Below are 25,605 nucleotides of genomic sequence, written 5' to 3' on the forward strand. Positions count from 1 at the left end.
TTCTTGTATTTACTGCTGGTGTTTTACTCGATACACGAGCCTGGCAAAAGGCCCAGCTTGTCTAGCTTCAGTGAGTGCTAACCGTTCGCTGCCGATATTTCGTGGCAGTAACGCGGCACCACCGCTCAGAACTGCCGGAGCGACTGTCATTGCCAACGTGTCGATAACATCGATATCGAAGAACTGCCCGAGTAATTCTCCGCCGCCAAGGACCCAAATATTTTTGTCTCCGGCTACGTCACGGATCTCTGGCAAATTTTCTTCCACAGATCCGCTGACCATTCGTACATCCGCACCCTGAGGTACTGGCAAGTTACGAGAGGTGAAAACAAAGGTGGTGACGCCAGGATAGTACTCCTGCCACTTTTCTGGGTGTTCGATAAGTTGCTCGTTCTCGAGCATCCACAGGTAGGTATTGGCGCCTTCGACATGGACTCCCACGTTCTTCGGGAGTAAGTCCGGATCCGGTTCTTGAGCTCCAGGGACCTCAAAGAGCCACTTCAAGCTATGATTTTCATCGGCCAAGAATCCATTTAGTGTGACCGCCGCGTCGAAGATGATTTCGCTCATGCATGTCAGTCTGCCACATCGAGAATGCTGGCCTTTGGCCATTGACTGTTGGTGGGCTCCCAGTACTAGTCCACCTCAACAATGGGTGAATAATGCGAGGCATCCCCGATGACTGAATAACTCGGTTTCCCTGCCACACTTCGAGGAATGTCGCCGGCAACGGTGATGCGATTAAGCTTGCGTGGCGCGCGACTGTAATTATCAACCGCGTAGTGCTGAGTGATTCGGTTGTCGAAGAGCACCAACTGACCTGGCTCCCAAGTCACTCGTACCACGTGTTCTGGTCGTGTCACATGACTTTGGAGCAGACGCAGTAGGTCTGTTGATTCGTAGGGAGACACCCCGACGATCTTCACGTGCCTCGCGAAGGTTCCTATAAACAGGCCTTTTTCTCCTGTTAGTGGGTGGACACGTACTACTGGATGGACCGTGCGGTACTTCTCGGATACGAAAGCCTCCTGATACTTTTTCTCCCGCTCAGAATTCACGGTTCGTGGCCTAACGTAGTCGGAGTCATTGGAGTGCTCAGCCCACAACGTGTCGGCAAGTGCCTGGATCTCTTTGGGCAAGCTTCGATAAGCCGCAGCTGCATTGGCGATGAGCGTTTCTCCGCCATAGGGTGGCAACGTCACTGCCCGAAGCGTAGAAACCTGCGGCGGATTAACGATGAAGGTGACATCTGTATGCCACTGGTTGGCGATGGACTGTTCACTGTCCACCGGCAAGACGGTTTTCTTCACTTGTTCTTCGAATGTCACCGTCGGATGCGCTGTTGTTAATGGACCAAAATGTGAAGCGAAGAGTTCCTGTTGTTCGTCAGTCTCGATCCCAGACTGACTGAAAACCAAGGCCTTGTGCTCATTCAGAGCCTCGCGGATAGCTAGGACTGTTTCCCCAGGTAGGTTCCCAGTGAGGTCAAGCCCATCAATGCGTGCGCCGATGTGCTCCCCGAGCTTCGTGGTTTGCAGGCGGGTTGTCGTAGTCGTAGTCATGCTGGCCTCCTCAACAGCAACCGTCATGTAGCTGTTTTGATCTGTTTGTTGATGCCCCTTTTTGAGAACACGTTCCATCGTAGATCTGAAAAAACACTGATCAACCGCAAATTTCGTAAATGAAAAACAAAGGCTTTATGCGTCGAAAGACCTATGAATTTCATTGAGCAGGGTTGCGTTGATGAGTCGAGGTAAGTCCCACCATGACCAAAATGAAGTCTGATGAATAATCATTGCATCTGGCAATTGCGTTGTTTAAGCGCAGAAGTGCCCCGTCAGCCTGACGGGGCACTTCTAAGTCTGTTGTAAGAGACGAAGTTGGTGTTTACCAGCCGCGCTCTGCCAAGCGGTGAGGCTCTGGCAGTTCGTCAACGTTAATGCCAACCATGGCTTCGCCCAGACCGCGGGAGATCTTGGCCAACTCATCTGGGTTGTCGAAGAAGGTGGTTGCCTTCACGATGGCTTCTGCACGCTGTACCGGGTTACCGGACTTGAAGATACCGGAACCAACGAAGACACCGTCGGCCCCAAGCTGCATCATCATGGCAGCGTCTGCAGGAGTAGCGATACCACCGGCAGTGAACAGTACTACTGGCAGCTTGCCGGTGTGGGCAATTTCCTTCACCAGTTCGTAGGGAGCCTGAAGTTCCTTCGCTGCAACATACAGCTCATCTTCTGGAAGGGCCGAAAGCTTAGCGATTTCAGCGCGGATCTTGCGCATGTGTCCGGTGGCGTTGGATACGTCGCCGGTACCAGCTTCACCCTTGGAACGAATCATTGCTGCACCCTCGTTGATGCGACGCAGAGCCTCGCCAAGGTTGGTCGCACCGCAAACAAAAGGAACAGTGAATGGCCACTTGTCGATATGGTTCTCGTAGTCTGCTGGCGAAAGAACTTCTGACTCATCGATGTAGTCGACGCCCAGGGACTGCAAGATCTGCGCTTCGACGAAGTGACCGATACGAGCCTTAGCCATGACTGGGATGGAGACCTCGTTGATAATGCCGTCGATCATGTCTGGGTCGCTCATGCGGGACACGCCGCCCTGGGCACGGATGTCTGCAGGAACACGTTCGAGGGCCATGACAGCTACGGCGCCAGCATCTTCAGCGATGCGCGCCTGCTCTGGGGTGACTACGTCCATGATGACGCCGCCCTTGAGCATTTCAGCCATGCCGCGCTTAACGCGATCGGAGCCGACGACGGAGTTCTGGTTGTTCGTAGACATGGTGAGGAGGAGTTCCTTTCGACACTGCATGGGTTCGTTTCAGACCAGAATTTTTTGTGGAATGAACGAGGTGGTACGCAGTAATCGTAGGAGGGGTTTGCTTTATTACCTTGGGTGTTGCGTAACAATGTTACGGTAGGAGATTTATCGACTGGATCGCATTTTCGACGTAACAATTGAGGTTTCGCTTTAGAACTAGTCAAATGCAGTTTCGTGCAAATCATTACGGCAGGTGGCCACCCTAGAGGACTTGTCTCAAAGAACGACTTAAAGGCACCTGTTGCACCGCATCGTTGACGCCATTCTGAGTGATGACCGAGCCATGTTGTCTAAAGTGATCGTCTTAGTGAGCGATGAGCGACGCCTCGTATTCAGTAACTTTTCTGATTAGTCCGTCAGTACGTCTCGACGGTTGAACCTCATCAAGCCCACGGTACCGAGCGCCAGCGAAATCAATAGCAGAACCAGTAACGGCGACCAGTTGAAATCCTCGGCCGGAACTCTTGGGACCGCTCCGAATGGGGTGGCCCGGATGACGTTCTCAGAAAGGGAAAAGAGCCCACCGAACATGGATGCAAGCACCGAGAGCCCGTAAACGCCCCAAACGATCACAGTACTGGATCGTGGTAGGTAGCCGAAGGCCAACAGTTGCAACGCCAGCATCAAGAGCACCGCCGGCCAGTAACTGAAGCACGCTCCCGCCAGCAATCCAGGCTCACCTGCACCTTGGGATGCTACGCCAATAAGGTAGCCACCAAGCAGTAGCATGACCCCGGATCCAAGCACCGCAATGATCAAGTGAGTCATAAGCCAAGTCCTTCTAGATAGTGCCCCTGCCAGTTGTTGTTCTAACCGCCCGCTTTCTTCCTCCGAGCGTGCAGTTCCCAAAGATTGGATGGCGAAAGCACAAGCTAGCAAAGCGTTGAACAGGACGAAAATCCCTAACACCCCGTCAAGCATCGTGGCCCCACCGCCAACGAAATTACGGGCAAATGGGTTGCTCGGATCCAGCAATGAGCTCATCGACTGCGCAACAGATCCGAAGAAGAGGCTGGACACGACTAAGCCGATAAACCAGCTGATCAGCGATGCTCGTTGGAGCCTTAAAGGCAAACCAAGCACACTGGCAGTAAACCGGGTTGCCCTGGTTGGACCGCGACGTTCTGGAAGCATACCCGCGCCCATATCTCGGGAGCTTTCGAGACGCAGGGCAAATATGCAACCAACCGCACCGAGTCCGAGCAAGGCTAGCAATGGCCAAAGATTGTTCTCTCCAAAGGCACGCATATTCTGTGCCCAGCCAATAGGTGAGAACCAACTCAAAGGGCTGGGACTCATACCTTCAGCTTCCAGATCCGCGGCGGCACGGACAAAATAGAACAGCCCGATCAGAGCCACTGCCAGCGTGTTGGCTCCGCGGCTGGTTGACGCTACCTGCCCACATAGCGCTGCTAGTCCTATAAATGCCAGACCAGTGCCGGCGATGGAAGCGCCCATGACCCAGCTGCCCGTACTTGGAAGTCTCACTGCCAAACACAGCAGACTGATCAATGCTCCGGTGACGACGCACAGGGCAGCAGATACGAAGTAGTTCGCGGCCGAATAGGCGTGTCGGCCCAGTGCCCTTGAACGAAGCAGTTCGGTGCGCCCGGTTTCCTCTTCGGCGCGGCCATTACGAGTGATCAAGAAGGTGACGGCGAAGGCCAATGACACCGCCAATGTCATCCAGACTTTAATGACCAAGATGCCACCCAAAGAACCTGCCGCATAAGGCAACCCCGTCATGGCGGCGACGGCAGGCGTATTCGCGACCTGAGCATAGGCGTCGCGTGAGGCTTGGGTCGGGAATGCCTGTTGCTGTGAATCAAAAACAATGGGGATCATCGAAGCCAAGACCAACGTCCAGATGGACAGGCGTAACCAATTGCGACGAAGGATGAACCAGATCATCGTACTGAAACCAGTCAATGCGCCGTTATGCCCAGCTTCTTTGTTCGAAACCGAGACGGTGCTCGGTAGTGCGTGGCGTCCGTGCGCAGTCTGAGTGCTCATGACTGTTCTCCTGCCCTCACTCCAACAGGCCGCCCCGAATTATCGGAGTAATGACGCAGGAACAGTTCTTCTAAGGACGGCGGTGCGCTGACCAGATTTCGTGGCGCATAGGTGGCCAGAGCGGAGAGCACCGAAGGCAGCTGATCCTGGTCGACACTGAATTTGGCGGAAGTCCCTGCAACCTCTAGGTCTTCGATGCCAGTAATGGCTGAAAGCTCACCGGCGTTCGCTGCGATTTCTACACTGATCTGGGTGCGTTGCAGGTGGCGCAGCTCGGCCAGTGCTCCGGCCTCGACGGTTTGCCCATCACGGATGATGGTGACAGTATCGCAGAGCTTTTCAACTTCAGAGAAGATATGGCTGGAGAGCAGTACGCTGCGCCCTTGCGCAGCTTCCTCGCGGATACATGATGTGAAGACTTGTTCCATCAATGGGTCCAAGCCTGATGTCGGCTCATCGAGCAATAATAGTTCGGCATTCGATGACAAGGCCGCGACCAGCGCTACCTTTTGGCGGTTGCCTTTGGAGTAGCTGCGGGCCTTCTTCGTGGGGTCCACTTCGAAACGTTCAAGGAGTTCAGCTTGGCGTCGAGTATCGACGCTACCGTGAAGTTTGGAAAGAATGCTGATGGCTTGTCCGCCGGTGAGGTTGGGCCAGAGGTTCACTTCGCCGGGAACATAGGCCACGTCACGGTGCAGGGATACTGCATCTTTCCAGGGATCACGGCCAAGCATGCGCGCGACTCCCCCATCAGCTTTCAGCAGACCCAACAGGATACGAATGGTGGTGGACTTTCCCGCACCATTTGGTCCTAAAAACCCTGCGACCTCCCCGGTTTCAACCCGAAGGTCTAATCCGTTCAGAGCCACGGCATGCCCGTAGTTCTTCTTTAGTCCGCTCACTTCAATGGCCGGATTGGTGGTGGCCATGATGTGCTCCTTTACCGATGTTTTACCGAGATCAAACAGTTCCCGCAGAACCTGCGGGCGAAATATCTGCTGATTCGGCGGCCAAATACTCGTTGAGGTAGGCCGGGCTGGTAAACAGCCCTTCGGAGAATAGTTCCAGCGTGGGCAGGCTAAATTGTGTGTAATAGTCCTGCATCACTGCGGTGAAATCTTCTGGATCCTGCGGCGGATTGAGCGCGAAGTGCAATACCAGCGCCCCTAGGGTTTGCAGAATCAGAAATCGTGCCCGTGCCGGCTCATTGCGGCTGGGGACTATCAGCCCGCGGGAAACGGACTGGTTCAATAGGTTCAGTGCTTCGTCAATGAGTTGTTCAGTGAATTGCATCCCCGCCGATGCGCCCTCACGTACTGAGCGCAGGATGTACATGATCAGCACCCCACCCTCTCGGGAGCTTGGTAAATGGCTAAATACCTGTTGGGGGCTTGCGTCCATTGAGTCTTCTTTGAGATGTCGATACCTCTCAAGCACCGTGGTATCGCATTCTGCCCGCAACGCCTCTTTGGAGCCGAAGTGGTGACGAACCAGCCCAGCAGTGACCTGCGCTCGCTCGGCGATAGCCCGTAGGGACACGTCAAACCCCTGCGCGGCAAAGGCTTCAATTGCGGAGTCACGCAGTCTAGCCCGTCCGGTCAGATCACTGAGTGCTGTACTCATGTACAGGAGACTACTCCTGTGTATAGTCGCTGGCAATGGGTATTTTTTAGCCGCTGTGTCGGTTCCATTTCTGAGCACATAAGTGGGATTTGACCTCATGAAATACAGCTAGACGAGGCTGATTTTCTGGTTGTCGGCATTATCTTTATTGTGCGGCAGAGGTCTTTTTGTCGTACGGACTTGTCGCAGCATCAGAGACCGAATTTCTTGGCACACCCACCCAACCGGATTTCCAGTTATGCCGATTCAAGGTAATAGAAAACGCGTCACGTTCCAAACAAAATTCTGTTTGGACCGCGACGCGTTGACTTAAAGTTGAAGGATTTTCAACCAGATTTTTGGCCTATTCGGCGTCTTTCCAGGCTGCCGAGATTGCTTCTCGTACCTCAGCAAGGGTCTGTGGAATCGCCTTGGTCTTAGCGATAATCGGGAAGAAGTTCCCATCACCATTCCAGCGCGGGACAATGTGCTGATGCAGGTGAGCAGCAATTCCTGCTCCCCCAGCTTCTCCTTGATTCATGCCCAAGTTGAACCCAGCAGGATTGGAGACCTTACGAAGTACGCGCATGGACTGTTGAGTCAGGGCGGCCATTTCGGCCGTCTCCTCTACCGTGATGTCCGTGTAGTTTGGCACGTGGCGGTAGGGGCATACCAACAGATGACCAGGGTTGTAGGGGAAGAGATTAAGGATCACAAAGCAGGTTTGCCCGCGGTGCACAATCAGTGCCTCTTCATCGGTGCGCTGTGGGCCAGCGCAGAAGGGACAGCTGGCCTCATCCTTGACTTGCTCTTGTCCACCCTTGATGTAGGCCATGCGATAGGGAGTCCACAGTCGCTGGAACGAATCCGGTACTCCGGCGAGTTCAAAATCGTCGGTGACGGACTGATCTGATTCCTGCATACTTTCGGACTCCCTATCGGTACTAGTGGCTACTAGTTGTTGTTGTCGCGGCTCTTGATGGCTTCAACAATGCGGGCTACTGCATCGTCGATAGGCACCTGGTTCTCCTGGCTACCATCGCGGAAGCGGAAGGACACGGCGTTTGCTTCAGCATCTTCGCCACCGGCGATGAGTACAAACGGAATCTTGTCCTTAGACGCGTTACGAATCTTCTTCGGGAAGCGATCCGAGGAGTCATCGAGTTCCACACGAACACCCTGAGCCTTGAGCTTGGCAACGACCTCGGAAAGGTAGTCGTTGAAAGCTTCAGCCACAGGAATAGCGCGAACCTGAACCGGCGACAACCATGCTGGGAAGGCACCAGCGTAGTGCTCGGTCAGCACGCCGAGGAAGCGTTCGATCGAGCCGAACTTTGCAGCGTGAATCATCACTGGCTCTTGACGGCTTCCGTCAGCAGCCTGGTACTCCAGACCGAAGCGTGCTGGCTGGTTGAAGTCGTACTGCACGGTGCCCATCTGCCATGTACGGCCGATGGCATCCTTGGCCTGGACGGAGATCTTTGGACCGTAGAAGGCAGCTCCACCTGGGTCTGCAACAAGTTCCACACCGGTTTCGGTGGCAACACGTTCCAGTACGGCGGTAGCCTCTTCCCACTGCTCGTCGGAGCCGATGAACTTATCGGACTCTGGGTCACGGGTGGACAGCTCCAGGTAGAAGTCATCCATGCCGAAGTCCTTGAGCAAGGAGAGCATGAAGTTCAGCAGGTGCTCAACTTCTGCAGGTGCCTGTTCCTTGGTCACGTAGGAGTGCGAGTCATCCTGAGCAAAACCACGCACGCGGGTTAGGCCATGGACCACACCGGACTTCTCGTAACGGTAGACGTGTCCGAATTCGAACAGGCGCAATGGCAGTTCGCGGTAGGAACGACCACGGCCACGGAAGATCAGGTTGTGCATCGGGCAGTTCATTGCCTTCAGGCGGTATTCCTGGCCCTGCTTGGTGATGTTGCCGTCTTCGTCGCGCTCTTCATCAATGTGCAGCGGCGGGAACATGGTGTCCGCGTAATACGGCAGGTGGCCCGAGGTGTGGAACAGCCCATCCTTGGAGATGTGTGGGGTGCCCACGTACTGGAAGCCTTCTTCCACGTGGCGATCGCGCACGTAGTCTTCCATCTCACGCTTGATGATGCCGCCCTTAGGGTGGAACACCGGCAGGCCCGAGCCCAGTTCATCTGGGAAGGAGAACAGGTCCAGTTCGGCGCCGAGCTTGCGGTGGTCGCGGCGTTCAGCCTCGGCCAGGCGCTCCTGGTAGGCCTTGAGGTCTTCCTTGGTCGGCCATGCGGTGCCGTAGATACGCTGCAGCTGCTTGTTCTTCTCGCTACCCAGCCAGTAGGCGGCGGCCGAACGGGTCAGTGCAAAAGCGTTCTTGATCAGCTTGGTGTTGGGCAGGTGCGGGCCACGGCACAAATCCTTCCACACGATGTCGCCGGACTTGCGGTCCACGTTGTCGTAAATGGTGGTTTCGCCGGCAGCAACCTCTACGGTCACGCCTTCGCCCGAGGTGTCAGCCGAATCAGCCTTGGCCAACAGTTCGCACTTGTATGGCTCGTTGGCCATTTCTGCCTTGGCTTCTTCTGGAGAAACTTCGCGGCGCGCAAAGAGCTGGTTCTGGTTGACGATCTTGAGCATCATCTTTTCCAGCTGCTTAAGATCTTCTGGAGTGAACGGCTCAGCGACGTCGAAGTCGAAGTAGAAACCGTCGGTGATGTATGGACCGATGCCCAGCTTGGCGTCCGGACGCAGCTGCTGCACAGCTTGAGCCATCACGTGGGCAGTCGAGTGACGCAGCACCTCCAACCCTTCAGGGTCGGTGATGGTGACGCGGGTGACGGTGGTTCCGGCTTCTAGTTCACGGGCCAGGTCGCGCAATACGCCGTCGACGTGCATAACAACCACGTCTTTCTGATCGGCGTAGAACTGCAGACCGGTTGTTCCCGCGTCCACCTGTACCTGCTCGCCATCGATGGTGAGGTTCAGCTGCTCGCTCATGAGATCGGGTTCTACCTTTCAATCTGGGATGGCTTCATAGCTTGTGGCATACCTTGGCCACAGCCAGCCAGAATCCAGTTTAGTTCAGGTGCTGGCCCCAGCGCGCGTTCACTTCGGGTTTTGTGGCGAGCGATCGTCTTGATGTGACTCGTTCAACAGTGATTCAGCATTCAGCAAGGTCATCACGTGCCAGATTTCACGTTCTTCGGCCAGTTGGGAACTGACGATCTTGCCGTTCTTCAAGTCCTCGCGGAATGCTGGGATGACTTTTTCTAGGCGGCTGATCAGCTCGCGCATTTCATCCATGGTGAGCATCAGATCGCTGGACATCAGTCGGGCCTTAGCTTCGCCAGTTTCTTCGCCGGAGTAGTGGCGTGCACCGTGGAGCATGGCCGCCTGCAAGCGGCGTTGCTCGTCGTTGACCACTTGCCCGAGGTAGGCGTCCATGACCACGCCGGTCGGATCATCTTCTCGCTGCCCAACCTCGCCGGTGGTGTATGCCTCGGCGGCCGATTTCCATACCCGGTCGCGCTTGTCCCGTGCGAGTTCTGGGACTTCGACTATCATCTGAGCCTTGGCCAATTCGCGCAGGTGGAAGCTGACCTTGTTCGCCGGGATATCCAAGGCCTGCGCCAGGTCGGCCGCACGGGCCGATTCCATGGCCGATAGCGTACTGAGAATCTGTCTGCGCAGCGGGTTGGCAATCGCTTTCAGCATCGGCGTAGTGAACGTTACTGGCGACTCATTGTTGCTCATGTGTTCAGCTTAGCAATCCCCCAAAATAAATTGCGCAATTTCTATTGCGCAACTTTATTTGCGGACTTAGAGTTGATGCCATGACCACCACCCAGCCCAACGGTTCATCAGGCACGAAGGTGACTGATGAGAAGCTCTTGCCCGCCTTGCGGACGCAGAAAAACTACCGCAGGTGGCTGTTCGCAGATACTTCAGCATTGCTTTCCGGTGGTATTTACGGGTTCATCTTCCCGCTGATCCTGCTGGCCACCACCCACTCGCCGGTACTGGCCGGGATGTTGGCCTCGATAGGGATGGCAGCCAGGGCTAGCGTCATTTTGGCCGGCGGAGCCATGGCCGATCGCACCGACAAGGCTCGAATGATCGTGATCGGGAGCTTATGTGGCGCCACGATCACTGCCGCCTTGGCCTTGGGCATGAGCTTTGGTTCGTTACCGGTCCCCTTGATGTGCCTGGCGCATGTCCTGATGGAATTGCGCGGCGGGTTCTTTGGTTCAACAACCAATGCGGCACTCAAGGATCTGGTGCACCCCAAGCAACTCGGCCGTGCGATGGCTGCAAATCAAGGCCGAGACTCGGTATTGATGCTCGGTTCCGCTCCCCTCGGTGGAGCGTTGCTGGGATTAGGTGGCGGTATTGCCCTGCTCACTGTTAGCGCACTTAATCTGATCGCTGCGGCCAGCGGTTTTGCCTTACGTAGGCCACTGCGTGCAGCGCAGCAATCTTTGCAAGAATCCAATGGTGCTCCCGAGGAGAAAGTGGCCCACGGAATTCTGGCCGGTATGCGCTGGTGTTTTTCGAGGCCACAGCTTCGCGCGCTCCTAGTTTTGATCACGGTCGTCAACATCGGCGTGAACGGTCTGATGACAACTTTGATCTACGGGCTAGAGCAACGTTCGGAAGAACCTTGGGTCATCGGACTGACTTCAACGTGCATGGGTGTTGGAATGCTGATCGGATCGCTGGCGGCGGCCTGGCTTATCGAAAGATTCCGCAGCGGACTTTTAGCCTGCACTTGCCTCACGCTCCTTGGTGTTGCCATGCTCCTCATCGGATTCAATACGAACCTGCTGTGGATGGGCTCCATGCTGTTGCTTAGTTTCTTGAGCGTCCCCGCACTTAACGCCGCCATCGGCGGGTACTTCATGGCATGTGTCCCCCACGATATGTCTGGGCGGGCTAATTCCTTGATTACGTTCATGGCCTTGGCCGCTTTGCCGATGGCACCACTAGTTACCGGATTCGGTATGGAGTGGGTTGGCATGGGCCCCACGCTCATCTTCTTCGGTGCCTTGGTTTCCCTGGCAGCCATCTTGGCTTGGCTTTCATCGCAGGTTCGAGGAATCCCTCGTCCCGAACAATGGGGGCCTGCCGCTGCTTCGACACAACCCGAACCCCCAGACCTCACCGATTCCCAACCGTCACACACCCCAGATGTACGCACCGAATAGGAGGACTCGAAATGAATTTCGATCCTATGACACCCAATGATTCTCGATTGAAGAAATCAGCGCGACAACGATTCTTCAGCAGCGAGAAAAGACTCCGTCATGCTTCTGCAGAGGCACGCCAAATCGACGATGCCGTGACTCTGATGAGGTATCAAGTGCAGCGCAACGAACAATGGATCTATTTATGAGGACACGGTAATAGCCCTGAAAGATTGCCTAACCCATGGCTTTCATTTTCGAGCGCACCTACCCTAGAAATATGAACAAGCAGGCCCCACCTGTCATCAGTGCCATTACCCTCGGCGTGCGTGATGTCGGTGTTTCCACCAAGTTCTATACCGAGGGTCTAGGGTTTGAACTGGTTCAGCCAGCCCACCCGGAAATCGCCTTTGTCCGCGCCGGATATGGTTTGATGCTTGCCCTCTGGGACGTGAAGCAGATGCCCAGTGAATATGGCGATGTCGGGCATTCTCAGCTTGCTCCTCCGGTCTCCCTTGGACACAATGTGCACTCGGATGCAGAAGTTGATCACCACTATCGGCGAGCGCTGGATGCTGGGGCAACGTCGATTTCCGAACCCACGGTGCAGCCATGGGGAGGTAAAAGCGCATGTGTCGCTGATCCAGATGGCTTCCGCTGGGATTTTGTGCACAACCCATCATTTGTCGTTGACGCTGATGGGCATGTTTCCTCGGTCTGAGGTTTATGGGCGTTAACTAGGTTGCTTCAGCAGAAGTTACGTGACTCTCCGGTTGAGATTCTTTAACCATCGACGTTGCTCCTTGAGGGTTATTGTTCAGGCCAAGGTTCAGCTCGAAGGGACGGCCACGTGGATAACCATCGTTTGATCTTTGCTTCATACACTTCCCGGGGCGCAAGCACCGGGTTGGGGATGATCCTCCGAGCGAAGAGGTCCTCATATCCATGAGGGGCGTAGACCCTGGTTTTGCCGTTTTTGCCGGTCGTGACCGCAAAGCAGCAGGTCTTCGCTGCAAAATGGTCAATGGCGTCAGTGGAGCTGAGGAATGGGATTGCTGGCACTCCGAAGTGCTCCTCGTACCAAATGTGGACTCGTGCCTCATTGCGTACTTCGATTTCTGCGTCGATGTCCTTAAAGAGTTCTTGTGCCCGACGAATGACTGCGTCCTCTGCTTCGTAGGACGTATCTTCATCAAAGTAGAAGAAGTCGTAGTCGCGAATCCCATTTTGTGGATCTTTGCCTTCGAGCACGTTCCATACCGTTTGAAATAGTGCCCCTGCAGTAAGCCACCAATCTGAAACTCCTAGCTGAGGCGCGAGTTGAAGTATCTGTTTGTTGATGGGATTTTCCTGAACATACTTCAGAAAAAGTTGTTCATCATTCGCGCTCACGTTGGGCCTACCCCTCAGTTCCCCTATTCACCGTTTCGGTCTCAATTTACCCGTTGAACAAAAACTCTTTCTGCGGATTAGTGCTTTATGCTCCTCGCTGGTCTAGCCCTTCAGCTTCCATACGTTTAGCCAGCTGTCCGACGCTTTCGAAGTTACGAGCACTTTCACCAAGTTTTGGCCGATAACTTACTTGTGGCCGGGTTTGTTCTTGAAGGTATCCGGCAGCCGGCAAGGTTTCTGGTTGGTGCAGATCCCAAGCGTTCAAAGCCTGCAAGGAAATGCCCCGTGGTCCTGTGCGACGAGTAACTCCGTGAATGAGCAACATACGGGTAGAGAAAAGCAGTGGCCCGGTGCGTTGCTGCGTGTCATCGAAGAAGGTGGCATCGATACAGCCACTTCCGTCATCCACCGAAATGAAGACCACGCGCTTGCCTCCCCGCATGGGAGGGGTCTGAGTGGCTACACGTACGCCGGCAACGAGCACTTCGGTTCCATTGCGTAAATGTAGAAGCTCGGCAGCTTGGGTGATGGGCAAGTGTGCCAAGCGTTGCCGGTAGGAAGAGATCAGGTGCTCACTGGCGTCGAGATGCATCAAGTCCAGTTCAGTGCGTACTACTTCGGCTGGCTCCAGTTGGGCTCCGGTAGTTTTGATGTGTTCAATTTTTCCAAGGTCTAATGTCAGCTGACCGGGGCCGGGCCGGTATTTTGCGGGAAGTGCACTGTGCGCCATGGATTGGGTGTGTGCAATGGTGTCTGCGCGGGAGGTTCCGGCGAGTAAGGAATCAAATACCCCGAGGGCTGCGAGATTCTGATAGGTGCGTCGCGAGAGTCCTGCGCGGGCGCGGACATCTGCAAGGTGCTCGTAGGGTTGGCCAGCGACCAGGCGTTCCACTTCTCGTTCGCTCATCTGATGGATGTCACGGAAAGCTAGGCGGATTCCATAGCGTCCAGGGCGTAGTGAGCTGGGCGCACGAGGCACAACCGGGAGCTTCGCCGGAGTAGATTCGAAAACTCGTTCGACTCGGTAGTGCCCGGTAGAGCGATTGATATCTAACGGCAAGATGGGAACGCCCATTCTCCTAGCTTCAGAGACCAGTAATCGTTTGGGATACATGCCCGGGTCATGCTCCCAAATTCCAGCGAGAAAAGCCTCAGGGTGGTGGGCTTTGAGCCAGGCCGAGTGGTAGGTGGGTACCGCGAAGGCGGCCCCATGGGCTTTGCAAAAGCCGAAGGACCCAAAGCCGGAGAGCACTTCCCAGACTTGGTCGATGGTGTCCTGACTGTATCCGCGTTTGGTTGCTTCGCTGCGCACATACTGTTCTACGGCTGGTTCCTTCTCTGGGTTTCCGAGCAGGCGCCGGTAAACATCGGCCATGCCCAATCCACAGCCGGTGAGCACATCAAACATGCGCAACACCTGTTCATGGAATACGGTGACGCCATGAGTTTCGGCGAGCGCCGGAATCAGGTCTGGGTGCAGATATTGGGCTGGGGCAAATCCATGACGATGCTCCAGGTAGGGCTTGACCATATTCGATTGCATGGGCCCAGGCCGGAAGAGTGAGATATCGATGATTAAGTCATTAAATTCTCGGGGTGCGAGTTTTCCTACTAGTTCGCGCTGTCCTGGGGATTCGATCTGGAAGCAGCCCAGGGTGTGAGTGGAGCGGATGAGCTCAAAGGTGGGTTCATCATCCAGTGGCACCTTGGCTAAGTCGATCATCCCCGTAGCGTTGATGTAGTGCTCGTTAACATGTCCACCGGCGCGAGCGACTTGTTCTTTGCTCGGATGCATGCGGGCAATTTCTTCGAGCGTGTAAGCGATGGCTGATTGCATGCGTACTCCGAGCACGTCGAGCTTAATCAGCCCCATCAAGTCCATATCGTGCTTGTCGAATTGACTCATCTGTAGCCCAATGCCTGAAGGCTGAACCGGGGTTCGGTCCAACAAGCTCGCATCGGAAAGGATCACCCCACAGGGGTGCATGGAGATATGTCGAGGTAGCCGGTCTAGGCGTTCCGTAGCGTCAATGAGGATATCAAGCTGAGTGTCGTCGGTAATGCGTTCGGCCAATTCGGCCAATTCAGGTTTCTCGGTAAGTGCTTCACGGAAGGAAGAGGCAGAGAACCGCCAGAGTTGTTTGGCGATCTCATCAATCTGCTCTTGTTCAATGCCTAGGGCTGAGCCAGCATCGCGTACTGCACCGCGGGCGCGGTAGGCGTTTTGCATGCTCATCAGGCTGACGCGTTCCTCCCCGTAAGTGGAGAAAATCTTGTGATAGATCTCGTGACGGCGAGCAGACTCTACATCGATGTCAATATCGGGCAGGGTGGTACGGGTATCCGAGAGGAAACGTTCGAACACCAGGTCGTGGGCCAGTGGATTTACTTGGCTAATGCCTAGCAGGTAGTTCACCAGTGAAGAGGCGCCTGAGCCACGGGCGGCAACGCGCACTCCCATATCGGTGATCAGATTGACGGTTTCTGCCACGGTGAGGAAATAACCTGCGAAGTCCAGCCGGTCAATCACCCCCAGTTCGAGGTCTAGCTGTCGTTCAATGAGGCTTCGGTTGGTATTCGGTAGCAGGCGTGGGACAGCTGCGAAGACTCGTTCGGTGAGCTCTTGCTGGGCTGGGCGATAGAGACCGATGACTTTTGCTTCCGGAATGACCGGCTTTTTCCAACCCAGGTCGCTGACCGGGTCCAACGCGGCCCACTGGGCGACCTGCTCGGTTTCGCGTAGCATCTGGTGCGCCCAGCTTCTCTCGGTAGCTTGGCCGATTTCGTGAGCTAATTGTCTCATCTGCTGCGGGGTTTTTAGCCACCCCTGTCCATTGGGTTGGCAGGAATCAAGATTTTTCAAGCTATGCAGGGTGCGTGCGGAGTCAAGAATATCTGCGGTCATTGCCCCGTCAGGGTCGACATAGCGCACTGCATTGCTCAGTACGGTTTTGATCTGACGTTCCTGGGCGTAACGCAACATACGTGCGGCTTCGCCGAGGTTATAGCGTGAGCCATGTGCTGAGAGGTAGGTGGTGATTTCCACCCGAAGCATCTTTCCTACCCGCTTTTTCCAGTTAGCCATGAGTGTGCGGGCTTGGGCGTATTTTCCTTTGAGGATTGCTCTGGCTACATCGGATTCACCGCCAAGTAGGATCATCAGGTTTCCGCTTTGGCTCAGTTCTCCAACTTGCTCGATGCTCAACCCTGGAACGCCGTGCGCAGTACTGTGTGCGCAGGTAATCGCCCGGCATAACGCTGCGTAGCCAACACCTGCGCAACCGCCACGGGCCAGAACGGTAATTCTTCCTAGCGTTTCCCCGGTGGCATCAAGTACCGCGAGGTTAACCCCAAGGATGGGCGCTAGTCCTTCGGCCATGCAGGCCGCGACATGCTTGACCGCACCGTAAAGGCCGTCCCGGTCGGTGAGCGCCAGCATCTGCGCCCCCTGCGCTTTGGCTGCTTGAGCCAGGGTGCGCGGGTTCGACACCCCGTAGTGGGCGCTATAGGAAGAACTAACGTTCAAATGGGTGAAGCTCATTGCGTTCCTTCGAATACATGTTCTCCTGCAGGGGTTTAGGCACCGCGGGCCAAAGAGTCATGCACACGCACCAGCCGCCAGCGTTCCGTTTGCGCATCAAAACTCACGTCAACACTGTGCACTTGCTGGGGCCCACGCACTGCAACTAACTGCAGGCGCCACATCTCGTAGTCAGCGATTCCTGCGCCAATTCCACGGGGAATCCGCAGGTTTTCTTCCCACCATTTACGGCGCTCGAACCAGCGTTGCGGCTCAGCAATCAGGCGATAGTCCTGCCCCTGCCAGTTCACGCGCAACGGAACTCCATTCGTTGCGCGGGCAACCTCGATTGACTCGGTGAACATCCCCACGTGCGCACTCCTTACTTAGTAGAACCATTCTATTCGAACACGTATTCGAATGATAGTTACACTAGTCAGGCGCACCGACAGTTTGAGTCAAGCGCAATAAACCTACGAGGGGCAGCGCCAGTCCAGTCAAAGTGTGATAGTGCGGTATTCAAAATACTCGCCAAGGGACCATTCTCCTGCACCCCAAAAGCCGGAAAAATGCTGGCGAATTGGCTCTTCGCGAAACTGCCTACGTCATTGTGCCTCGAGTACTCGATTCATATCGTTTGCACCGATAGCATCAAGACAGAACCAAAATCCACTACAAGGAGCGCACCATGCCTCATAAGGTCAAAGCCGTTATTTCCCGTGTCAAAGACGCACCCGTAGAGGTCGTCGACATCATCGTTCCGGATCCAGGACCCGGAGAAGTTGTTGTAGACGTACTCACCACCGGTGTATGCCACACCGATTTGCACTACAAGCTCGGCGGAATCGGTGACGAGTACCCTTACCTGTTGGGCCACGAGTCCACTGCAGTAGTTAGCCAGATTGGTGAGAACGTCACCAACGTCAAGGTTGGCGACCGCGTCATCCTGAACTGGCGAGCAGTCTGTGGCCAGTGCCGCGCCTGCGCCAAGGGCGAGCCAAAGTACTGCTTCAACACTTTCAACGCCACCCAGAAGATGACCCTCGAGGATGGCACCGAGCTTTCCCCAGCGCTGGGCATTGGTTCCTTCGCAGAAAAGACCCTGGTCCACTCCGGTCAGTGCACCATCGTTGATGAAGATGCTGATCCGGCAGCCGTTGGCCTGCTGGGCTGTGGTGTCATGGCCGGCATCGGTGCCGCGATCAACACCGGCGAGATCAAGCGTGGCGAATCCGTAGCCGTTATTGGTTGTGGTGGCGTGGGCGCTGCTGCGATCGCTGGTGCCCAGCTGGCTGGTGCCACCACCATCATCGCGGTAGACGTTAACGTGGATAAGCTGGAAGGCGCCAAGAAGTTCGGTGCCACCCACACCGTTGATTCTTCCAAGGTAGATGCTGTGGAAGCCATCCAGGAACTGACCGGTGGCTTCGGCGCCGACGTCGTCATCGATGCTGTTGGCCGCCCAGAAACCTACAAGCAGGCATTCTATGCTCGTGACCTAGCCGGCCGCGTGGTGCTCGTTGGTGTGCCGACCCCAGAGATGAAGCTGGAACTGCCACTGCTCGACGTCTTCGGTCGCGGTGGTTCACTGAAGAGCTCCTGGTACGGCGACTGCCTACCAAGCCACGACTTCCCAATGCTGGTAGAGCAGTACAAGCTGGGACGTTTGGATCTGGATTCCTTCGTCACCGAGCGCATCACCATTGATCAGATCGAAGAAGCCTTCAACAAGATGCATGAAGGAACCGTTCTGCGTTCGGTGGTGGAGCTCTAATGTCCGCGCGCATCGAAAACGTTGTTACCTCCGGGACCTTTTCCCTGGATGGTGGTACGTGGGAGGTGGACAACAATGTCTGGATCATCGGTGATGATTCAGAAGTCATGGTCATCGACCCGGCCCACGACATCGAAAAGATTCAAGAGGTCGTTGGCGAACGTGAAGTGATGGCAGTCCTACTCACCCATGGGCACGATGACCACATTCGCGCTGCTGGTGAATTCTCAGACATTGTTGATGCACCGCTCTTCCTGAACCCGGAAGACCGTATGCTCTGGGAAGCGGTCTACCCAGAACGTGACGTGGACGCAGAAATCAGCGAAGGAGATACTTTCACCATCGCTGGTACGACGCTCACTGCAATCCACACACCGGGCCATTCACCGGGATCCACCTGTTTCTACGCAGAAGATCTAGGTGTTCTGTTCAGTGGAGACACACTGTTTAACGGTGGTCCTGGCGCTACCGGGCGCAGCTACTCGAGTTTCGATACGATCATCGAATCGATCCGTACCAAGCTACTGACCCTGCCCGAGCAAACCGTGGTTAATACCGGCCACGGGGACGCCACCAGCATCGGTGCCGAGGCACCGAATCTGGAGGAATGGATCAAGCGCGGACACTAACTAACGCGCTCATGAGCTGAGGCAATCGCACTGCATAGGGCGACTGCCTCAGCTTTTTTCTTCTCACTACATAAAACAACACACCAATGACCAATTAAACGCGCTGACGTGGCAGAATTAATCCCATGCCCGAACTTCGACGTCGCAAATCCATAACCACCTGGCTCATTCTCGCCGTAGCATTGCTCCTGACGGGCATCGCGGTGCTCTGGTGGGACGGCCAGCAAGAGGTCGTTCTCTACGACGGATCCTATGAAGCGCTCGAGGTAGGAACTGAGCTCTACTTTGGTCCGAGCCCTGCAACATTCATCGGCTGGGTCCTCGCGTTACTCGGCGTTGGAGCGTTCGGAGTTATCTTCGGCTTAGTACTTCGCCAGATCGCTCGATTCAAGACTTGGATCTTGATTACCGGACTCTTGCTGCTAGTTGCAGGGCTATGCGTGTTGATCTGGGACTACAACCAGGTTCGTAGCTTTGGTTGGGTTGCCTATGCCCCGTTGAGTAAAGCTGATTTTGCCCCGCAAAGCGCAGCCTCGATCTTAGGCAAGTTCGGGTTGGTTGCCGGCGCGTTCCTAGCCGCCAGCTATTTCGGACTGCGACGAGGTGCGTTGCCCGCTGCGCCAGCTACCAAAAACTAGAACAACGAATTACTGTGCTCTTCAATGAGTTGTGGCGAATTATTTCGGACGTTGCCCACCGCGGTATCTACCTCATGCATGGTCCATTCTGAAGCAACGTCAAAAGCTTGGGCACGGATCTGCTCGATCAGCCCTTCACCATCTTCCTCGGCGGGGTTCATCCAGCGGGCCATCATTTGATGGTCCAGTGGAATGGGCAAGCGGTCATGCAATCCAGATAATTCCCCAAGTACTCCGGGTTCCTCGGCTGACGGAGAATCCATGGTCATAATCGACGTCGAAAGAATCCAGCTACCGTCCTCGTCTTTCCACCATTCGTACAGCCCGGCAAAGAAGATCAGCTTCCCGTCCTCACGATGTACGTAGAAGGGGCGCTTCTTACTGCCTTCCTTTTTCCATTCGTAGTAGCCCTCCACCGGCACTACGGCACGTCTCTTCTTCACTGCGGAACGGAAGGTCGGTTTGCTGCTGGCAGTTTCGCTGCGCGCATTAAAAGCTCGTACTCCCACCGAAAGTTCCTTCGCCCAACCGGGTACCAAACCCCAGCGGGCCACGTGAATCTGGCGGTGTAGCTCGTCGTCAATCAGCCGTTCGAGCACAATGGGCACATCGGTGGTTGGAGCAACGTTCCAGGACTGACGCAGCTCTAAATTGGCGTCTGCCTCGGCTTCAGCTTCGGCCACCAGATCACCGATGGCTTTGGCCATCACATATCGTCCGCACATCTTCCGCTCCTTTGCACCAGCACAGGGAAATCTGCTCCCAGTCTAACTATCGACGCAACGAAAATCAGCGAAGTTTTTCTTGTCAGTCGGGAACAAAGCAAACAGTATTGCCGTTACACCTAACATGAGCAACGAATTGAACCTTGACCAGTATGTTCCTACCGCTGGCGGAGTTACCATGTTCACCACCAACTGGTGCGGTTACTGCCGAAACCTCAAGCGCCTCATGGATCAGAAGGGCGTGAGCTACAACGAAGTTAATATTGAGGAAGTTGAAGGAACTGCCCAGATCGTGGAGTCATTCAACAATGGTAACCAGACGGTGCCAACCTTGATCTTCCCGGATGGCACTGCAGCTACCAATCCTCGGATTGAAGAAGTCCTCGAGCGCGTCGGCGCCTAATCATTAAATTCAAAAATCGGTGTCTGATTCTTTCAGACACCGATTTTTTGCGTTGCACACTAGACCAGGCTGATGTGTTCTCGATATTCCGCGAGTAGCACTTCGATGAAGTTCTCGGTGGTCACCGTGCCCACCAGATCATTGGCTGCACCGACTGTTGTCGGATCCATCGGGACTTCCATCGCCTGATACACGACGTCAAGAACCTGGCGTAAAGGCTCGGAATCCTCAATGACAAAGACAGATGAGAATAACCATGCGCCGGCCACAACTCGCTGGGCTGTACCGACAAGCTTCACGGGATAATTTCGAGGTGAATCTACGGTCGGCAGGCCGTGGATAGAGTGGTCCCCGGGGCAGTACTCCCCCGGAATGGGACCGACTTGAGCGTCAACGCCTAGACGCCGAAAAGCCTTCGCGTAGACTTCCGCGAAAACTTCAAAACGACGACGTTGACCCATCACGGCCTCAGGTTCAGGCTCTATATGATCAACAATCAGGGTGCCACGGTGATAGGCCGCTGCCCTTCCCCCAGCTTTACGTACCAATGGTGCAAATCCGAGTTGTGTTGCTTCTTCGCGGGCAGCTTCGTAGCCGGCCAGCCGAACATCACGTTGCCCAAAAGCCAAAGTACGATCCGGGCGATATAAGCGCAGGCTCGGTCCTCGCTGACCCGACTGAATCTCTCGAAGCAGTTGCACGCCACGCTCCAAATCGGCTGCTGGATCACCACTAGCTTCTTCAATTTCCAGTGTTAGCGGTGCATCCGATTGGGGGTTGAACAAACTCATACTGATGAGTCTAATTCAGTAGTCACCCAGCATTGGAGTTGATGTCACAGTGCTCGAATGTCTATCCGGAGCAAATCTGAGTCATAATAAAAGGCGTGCCAAATTCTTCTACCCCTGTCATCTTGCTCGGCGGACCTTCCGGATCAGGTAAGTCCTACCTCGCTTCCAAGTACGGCAATCCACACCTGCCGCTTGACGAGTACTACCGACAGATCAGTGAAGATGGCAATCCAGTGGCATTCCCACGCACTGCCTACGGAGAAATTGACTGGGACCATTCAGGCACTTGGAATAAAGAAGCTGCGCTGCGCGCCATCGACGAGTTGTTGGAAACAGGTAGCACCATGGTTCCCAACTACTCAATCGCGACGTCCAGTTACAACGGCCACCGAGAAATCCGGTCTGATAAAGGTCCCATCGTTGCTGAGGGAATTTTTCTCTATGAGCTCCTTGAGCCATTGCGCAACAAAGGAATCAATGTTCAGGCCTACTACGTTGACGAACCTGCATTAGTGACTGGAATTCGACGTTTTGTTCGAGACGTAGCCCAACGACGTAAGCCAGTACTATTCCTGCTTAAGCGCGGCTACGCGCTATTTCGCGTCCATGGTGCGGATCGCAACAAATACCGTGAACGTCAATTTATCTTGAAGTCCAAGCCGGAACTCAAGAAGCTACTCGCGCAGCTTTCTTCGTCGTAGCTCGCTGCTAGCGTGCACGCACCGTCAGAATCTGCTCCGCACGACCGAACGGACCAGTTTCATCGTGGAGCACTGTTGAGGTCAAACCGATTCCATCAACGCCGAAACTCTGCTGAACTTCCAATCCCAGCCAAGAGCCCGCAGGCTGCCGATACATGTGAATTTGCAAGTCGAGGTTTGGATAAATCCAGGTTCCCTCACCCGGTTCCACGCGAGGCACGACGCCGTTAGCGGTGTCGATCAACCCTACGAGCCGAGCCATGTCCGAGGCGTCGAGGGAGTCAACGAGGGCGTAGTCAGTGCGTACCCAAGCAATTCCTTTGCCAGGACGTGACTCGGGGTTCGAACGCATTTCAATAGAGCGGATATAACCGCCAGGCCAACGCTCGCTAATCGCTTCTGGTTCACATTCTTCTGGGCCAGGAATTTTTGCGTCTTCGATGCCAGCAACTGCGTTTGTGTCTGCCGTGATCACGCGCCAAGCGCGAGCAACGATACTGGTTCTCCCCTTGGCTGTCATTTCAGCTTCGATCAACTCAATGGTTCTGCCGGGTCGCACCAGGCGTGTCGTAATTTCGAATTCCCCGGCATGAATTAAACCGTGAATCTCAAAGCTCAGCCGTGCAATGCGCATGTCTTCGCGGGGCTCAAAGTTCTCCAGCGCATAGGCCAGAATTCCGGAAGCCGGACCCATGTGCTGTTCGTGTTCATTCCATGCACCCTGGGCATGCCATGACGAGCGGTATCGCCCCTCACCTAATGATTCAAAATAAAAGTCGCCCTTGGCGAGAACCTTTTCGAGTTCTTCAGTGAGCTGGTGCGTCATTGCTGCCCTCCTGGCCTTATAAAAATTATTGTGTTGCACTTAGGTTATCCAAGAGCAACCGAAATCAATAGCTCACTGATCTTTATCTTGTTCGTGGGCTCGTTGCCCGGCGCTATCCATGATGCCCAAGATTTCCGCGACACCGTTCTTTGCCCACATCGCATGCGGAGTCATCGTGTCGAATTGAGCTGATTGACCGGCTTTGACGTGATAAGTGCGCTCACCGAGCTGTAATTGAATTTCTCCGAGTAAGACGGTGAACCACTCTTTGCCCGGGTGGATACGCAATTCGCTGGGCGCCGGTGCTTTAGACGGATCGATTCGCATCTTAGTAACGCTTACCCCGTTGACAGCGTCATCGGTGGACAGCTTCCACAGGGTGACCCCGGGCATGGCGATGGGCTCGGGCCGGATAATAATTTCGGCTTCCGAAGTTGCGACGAGTTCATCCAGACTAGTATCCAGCGCCCGAGCCAGAGGTATCAACTGGTCCAAGGCAATGCGGCGATTTCCGGTTTCAATTCTGCTCAAGGTCGAAACACTGAGCTGTGCTTTATTAGCCAATGATTCCAGAGACCAACCACGGTTCTGACGTAGCGTGCGAATGCGTTGGCGGATCACATGGTCAACTTCGAGTTCTTGCGTCATGCGCAAAACGATACACCCTTTAGCGCAAAGGGTCGATAGCCTAAGAATCTAGACATTCACGATCAGCAGGAGGAATCTCATGGAACATTTCGAAGTTATCGTTATCGGCGGCGGTAGCGCGGGACTTGCAGCATCGATCGCTTTAGGGCGATCCCGCAGAAGCGTACTGGTTATCGATGAGGGGCAACCTCGCAATGCCCCAGCACAACATGCTCACAACGTTCTTGGGCAAGAAGGGATCAGTCCACTTGAGCTATTAGAACGTGGTCGAGTCGAAGCTCAGGAGTATGGTGTGCGCATTATCAACTCAGCTGTGGATTCTCTCACTGGATCCCTCAACGATGGGTTCGCGGTTCGAGTTGCAGACCAGGAATTCAGCGCTCAACGCATCGTCCTTGCCACCGGCCTCAAGGATGAACTCCCGCAAATCCCTGGGCTAGAGCAAGCTTGGGGTACGTCAGCAATCCACTGCGCCTACTGTCACGGGTGGGAGGTACGAGATCAGGAAATCGTCGTCATTGGATGCGGCCCGATGAGCACCCACCAGGCAATGATGTTCCAGCAACTGAGTTCAAAGATCACCTTTGTTGATCATGACCCCTCAGAACTCAACGAAGAAGGGACAAACCTCTTAGCCAAGCTCGGCATGCCAGTAGTCCGTCAATCTATTGCACAGTTGGCATTCGACCAGACCGGACAGCTGGAGTCAGTCAAACTAGAAAACAACGAAGAGCTGACTGCTCAATCGGTGATCGTTGCCGGCAGAATGAACGCTAACGCCGACCTTTATCTGGAACTAGGCGGCGCGCTAACGGAGCACCCACTTGGAACGTTTATCAAGGTCAACGAAACCGGCGCAACGGACATCCCCGGTGTCTATGCTGTAGGCAATGCGAGTAATTTAGGCGCGATGGTGATGGCTGCTGCGGCCTCCGGCACCCTCGCCGGAGCCGCCATCAACGCAGAGCTCCTCAATGCAAAGCTGGCAAACGCCTAACAAGATTCTGTCGACTCAGGCGTAGAAGTCATCCCGCCACGTGAAAGATTTTTCCATCGTGGCGGGATAGCTTCGTCTTAAGTTGTTCAGGTGGTGCTGAACACGCATTCTCGCCGGCGTTGCACTTATCACTTCACACATGCACCTCTTCAATGGTAGGGTTTAATTGTTACCTCGATGTTTGCCGGTGTGACTCACCCGCCAGCAAACGTTAGCAGTAGGATTTGTAGCACGGCCAACAAATCGTCTGTGCAATACAAATCGGTTCACCGATCTCCGGATTGACTGAGCTCCTACCGAAACGAATTCTTCATCTTCTCTTCTTCACTGCAGATAAAACATCTTGATGCTATCCAGCGTCACGCCTCTGTGAATTCCTTGTTCTACTCCGCTAGCGTGGGGTCATTACCCGCTAGCAGCTCGGATTCCGCTGATGTTTAAGCAAGTGCAGCGACACCCGTTTTGGCCGATCACGGCAAAATCAGTATTCGATTCTCCGTATCGACGGCAGGCGAATGGTTCTCGGTAGCTCTGCTCGAGGTAACCCCAAAATTTTCCGATTCGGAACTTCGAATCGGCAACCGGGCCACATTGTGGCCAATCAATAAATAAGGAAATAACACTATGGCCACTGGCACCGTGAAATGGTTCAACGCTGAAAAGGGCTTCGGCTTCATCGCTCCTTCCGATGGATCTGCTGACGTTTTCGCACACTACAGCGCTATCCAGAGCTTCGGCTTCCGTAGCCTCGAAGAGGGCCAGACCGTTGAGTACACCCTGGAAGCTGGTCCAAAGGGCCCACAGGCAACCAACATCCAGGCTCGCTAAGAGACTTTCTTCAGAGGTGTAGTTCCCCCGCAAGGGTTGGAACTGCACCTCTGTTGTTTTTAACCAGCCAATACCACCATGTTCTACAGCTTCGCAGGTCAAGAAGTTGTTTCCTCTATAAGTTCAGGTTGAT

General features: G+C 54.8%; 25 protein-coding genes. 9 read left to right on the forward strand and 16 right to left on the reverse strand.

Annotated elements, in window-relative coordinates; translation table 11 throughout:
- Positions 1–9: 9 nt before the first annotated feature.
- From QMQ05_RS08610 to QMQ05_RS08650, 9 genes are all read right to left on the reverse strand, one after another.
- Positions 10–570, reverse strand: coding sequence for a dihydrofolate reductase family protein (locus QMQ05_RS08610; RefSeq protein ID WP_334123328.1), 561 nt, complete (start codon positions 568–570; stop codon positions 10–12).
- Between the two features lie 65 nt (positions 571–635).
- Positions 636–1,562 carry a TauD/TfdA dioxygenase family protein gene (locus QMQ05_RS08615; protein ID WP_345469252.1) on the reverse strand — a complete coding sequence of 309 codons (927 nt, stop codon included), beginning with the start codon at positions 1,560–1,562 and terminating at the stop codon, positions 636–638.
- A 325-nt stretch (positions 1,563–1,887) separates the two neighbouring features.
- Positions 1,888–2,790 carry a pyridoxal 5'-phosphate synthase lyase subunit PdxS gene (gene pdxS, locus QMQ05_RS08620; RefSeq protein WP_022875224.1) on the reverse strand — a complete coding sequence of 301 codons (903 nt, stop codon included), beginning with the start codon at positions 2,788–2,790 and terminating at the stop codon, positions 1,888–1,890.
- A gap of 387 nt (positions 2,791–3,177) precedes the next feature.
- The gene (locus tag QMQ05_RS08625) at positions 3,178–4,842 is read right to left on the reverse strand and encodes an ABC transporter permease (protein WP_345469255.1); all 1,665 of its coding nucleotides are present in this window, start codon (positions 4,840–4,842) and stop codon (positions 3,178–3,180) included.
- The gene (locus QMQ05_RS08630; protein WP_345469257.1) at positions 4,839–5,771 is read right to left on the reverse strand and encodes an ABC transporter ATP-binding protein; all 933 of its coding nucleotides are present in this window, start codon (positions 5,769–5,771) and stop codon (positions 4,839–4,841) included. Before QMQ05_RS08630 ends, QMQ05_RS08625 begins: the two co-directional genes overlap by 4 nt.
- A gap of 31 nt (positions 5,772–5,802) precedes the next feature.
- Positions 5,803–6,465, reverse strand: a complete 663-nt coding sequence (locus QMQ05_RS08635) for a TetR/AcrR family transcriptional regulator (protein ID WP_345469258.1) — start codon at positions 6,463–6,465, stop codon at positions 5,803–5,805.
- 343 nt (positions 6,466–6,808) lie between these two features.
- Positions 6,809–7,366: an HIT family protein gene (locus QMQ05_RS08640; protein WP_058254406.1), complete on the reverse strand. Its 558-nt coding sequence runs from the start codon at positions 7,364–7,366 to the stop codon at positions 6,809–6,811.
- A 32-nt stretch (positions 7,367–7,398) separates the two neighbouring features.
- Positions 7,399–9,414 carry a threonine--tRNA ligase gene (gene thrS / locus QMQ05_RS08645; protein WP_334123341.1) on the reverse strand — a complete coding sequence of 672 codons (2,016 nt, stop codon included), beginning with the start codon at positions 9,412–9,414 and terminating at the stop codon, positions 7,399–7,401.
- A gap of 108 nt (positions 9,415–9,522) precedes the next feature.
- Positions 9,523–10,170: a helix-turn-helix domain-containing protein gene (locus QMQ05_RS08650; protein ID WP_345469263.1), complete on the reverse strand. Its 648-nt coding sequence runs from the start codon at positions 10,168–10,170 to the stop codon at positions 9,523–9,525.
- Positions 10,171–10,250: 80 nt separating this feature from the next.
- Between QMQ05_RS08650 and QMQ05_RS08655 the strand changes: the two genes are divergently transcribed.
- Both QMQ05_RS08655 and QMQ05_RS08660 read left to right on the forward strand, forming a co-directional pair.
- Positions 10,251–11,621, forward strand: a complete 1,371-nt coding sequence (locus tag QMQ05_RS08655) for an MFS transporter (RefSeq protein WP_345469265.1) — start codon at positions 10,251–10,253, stop codon at positions 11,619–11,621.
- Positions 11,622–11,844: 223 nt separating this feature from the next.
- Positions 11,845–12,321, forward strand: a complete 477-nt coding sequence (locus QMQ05_RS08660; protein WP_345469267.1) for a VOC family protein — start codon at positions 11,845–11,847, stop codon at positions 12,319–12,321.
- Positions 12,322–12,410: 89 nt separating this feature from the next.
- Here QMQ05_RS08660 and QMQ05_RS08665 read toward each other — a convergent pair whose 3' ends face one another.
- The 3 genes from QMQ05_RS08665 to QMQ05_RS08675 form a co-directional block, all read right to left on the reverse strand.
- A complete protein-coding gene (locus tag QMQ05_RS08665) occupies positions 12,411–12,992 on the reverse strand; it encodes a nucleotidyltransferase family protein (RefSeq protein WP_345469269.1) in 582 nt (193 codons plus the stop codon).
- An 85-nt stretch (positions 12,993–13,077) separates the two neighbouring features.
- A complete protein-coding gene (locus QMQ05_RS08670) occupies positions 13,078–16,533 on the reverse strand; it encodes a DNA polymerase III subunit alpha (RefSeq protein ID WP_345469271.1) in 3,456 nt (1,151 codons plus the stop codon).
- Between the two features lie 35 nt (positions 16,534–16,568).
- Positions 16,569–16,877, reverse strand: a complete 309-nt coding sequence (locus tag QMQ05_RS08675) for a hypothetical protein (RefSeq protein ID WP_345474684.1) — start codon at positions 16,875–16,877, stop codon at positions 16,569–16,571.
- Between the two features lie 323 nt (positions 16,878–17,200).
- Between QMQ05_RS08675 and QMQ05_RS08680 the strand changes: the two genes are divergently transcribed.
- The 3 genes from QMQ05_RS08680 to QMQ05_RS08690 all read left to right on the forward strand — a co-directional run bounded on the left by QMQ05_RS08680 (position 17,201) and on the right by QMQ05_RS08690 (position 19,553).
- Complete coding sequence (locus tag QMQ05_RS08680) at positions 17,201–18,286, forward strand: S-(hydroxymethyl)mycothiol dehydrogenase (protein WP_058254414.1); 1,086 nt, start codon at positions 17,201–17,203, stop codon at positions 18,284–18,286.
- Entirely contained in the window at positions 18,286–18,915 is a 630-nt protein-coding gene (locus QMQ05_RS08685; protein WP_345469273.1) for an MBL fold metallo-hydrolase, read from the forward strand. The genes QMQ05_RS08680 and QMQ05_RS08685 overlap by 1 nt, the downstream gene beginning before the upstream one ends.
- A 125-nt stretch (positions 18,916–19,040) precedes the next feature.
- Positions 19,041–19,553: a hypothetical protein gene (locus tag QMQ05_RS08690; protein ID WP_345469274.1), complete on the forward strand. Its 513-nt coding sequence runs from the start codon at positions 19,041–19,043 to the stop codon at positions 19,551–19,553.
- Here QMQ05_RS08690 and QMQ05_RS08695 read toward each other — a convergent pair.
- Positions 19,550–20,278: an SOS response-associated peptidase gene (locus QMQ05_RS08695; protein WP_345469276.1), complete on the reverse strand. Its 729-nt coding sequence runs from the start codon at positions 20,276–20,278 to the stop codon at positions 19,550–19,552. The genes QMQ05_RS08690 and QMQ05_RS08695 overlap by 4 nt on opposite strands.
- 124 nt (positions 20,279–20,402) lie before the next feature.
- Here QMQ05_RS08695 and QMQ05_RS08700 point away from each other — a divergent pair, with 124 nt between their 5' ends.
- On the forward strand, positions 20,403–20,681 hold the full coding sequence (locus tag QMQ05_RS08700) for a glutaredoxin domain-containing protein (protein WP_345469278.1): 279 nt from the start codon (positions 20,403–20,405) through the stop codon (positions 20,679–20,681).
- A gap of 59 nt (positions 20,682–20,740) precedes the next feature.
- Here QMQ05_RS08700 and QMQ05_RS08705 read toward each other — a convergent pair whose 3' ends face one another.
- Positions 20,741–21,472 carry a lipoate--protein ligase family protein gene (locus tag QMQ05_RS08705; protein ID WP_345469280.1) on the reverse strand — a complete coding sequence of 244 codons (732 nt, stop codon included), beginning with the start codon at positions 21,470–21,472 and terminating at the stop codon, positions 20,741–20,743.
- A gap of 95 nt (positions 21,473–21,567) precedes the next feature.
- On the opposite strand from QMQ05_RS08705, the gene QMQ05_RS08710 reads away from it, so the two are divergent.
- Entirely contained in the window at positions 21,568–22,173 is a 606-nt protein-coding gene (locus tag QMQ05_RS08710) for a uridine kinase family protein (RefSeq protein ID WP_345469282.1), read from the forward strand.
- 7 nt (positions 22,174–22,180) lie between these two features.
- Here the strand turns inward: QMQ05_RS08710 and QMQ05_RS08715 are convergent, their stop codons facing one another.
- A complete protein-coding gene (locus QMQ05_RS08715; RefSeq protein ID WP_345469284.1) occupies positions 22,181–22,999 on the reverse strand; it encodes a thioesterase family protein in 819 nt (272 codons plus the stop codon).
- A 72-nt stretch (positions 23,000–23,071) separates the two neighbouring features.
- Positions 23,072–23,647: a helix-turn-helix domain-containing protein gene (locus QMQ05_RS08720; protein ID WP_058254421.1), complete on the reverse strand. Its 576-nt coding sequence runs from the start codon at positions 23,645–23,647 to the stop codon at positions 23,072–23,074.
- Between the two features lie 79 nt (positions 23,648–23,726).
- On the opposite strand from QMQ05_RS08720, the gene QMQ05_RS08725 reads away from it, so the two are divergent.
- Both QMQ05_RS08725 and QMQ05_RS08730 read left to right on the forward strand, forming a co-directional pair.
- Positions 23,727–24,644: an NAD(P)/FAD-dependent oxidoreductase gene (locus tag QMQ05_RS08725; RefSeq protein WP_345469287.1), complete on the forward strand. Its 918-nt coding sequence runs from the start codon at positions 23,727–23,729 to the stop codon at positions 24,642–24,644.
- A 624-nt stretch (positions 24,645–25,268) separates the two neighbouring features.
- A complete protein-coding gene (locus QMQ05_RS08730) occupies positions 25,269–25,472 on the forward strand; it encodes a cold-shock protein (protein ID WP_013349123.1) in 204 nt (67 codons plus the stop codon).
- The last annotated feature ends 133 nt before the right edge of the window (positions 25,473–25,605 follow it).

It is taken from the genome of Glutamicibacter sp. B1, assembly GCF_039602135.1.
Lineage (GTDB): Bacteria > Actinomycetota > Actinomycetes > Actinomycetales > Micrococcaceae > Glutamicibacter > Glutamicibacter ectropisis.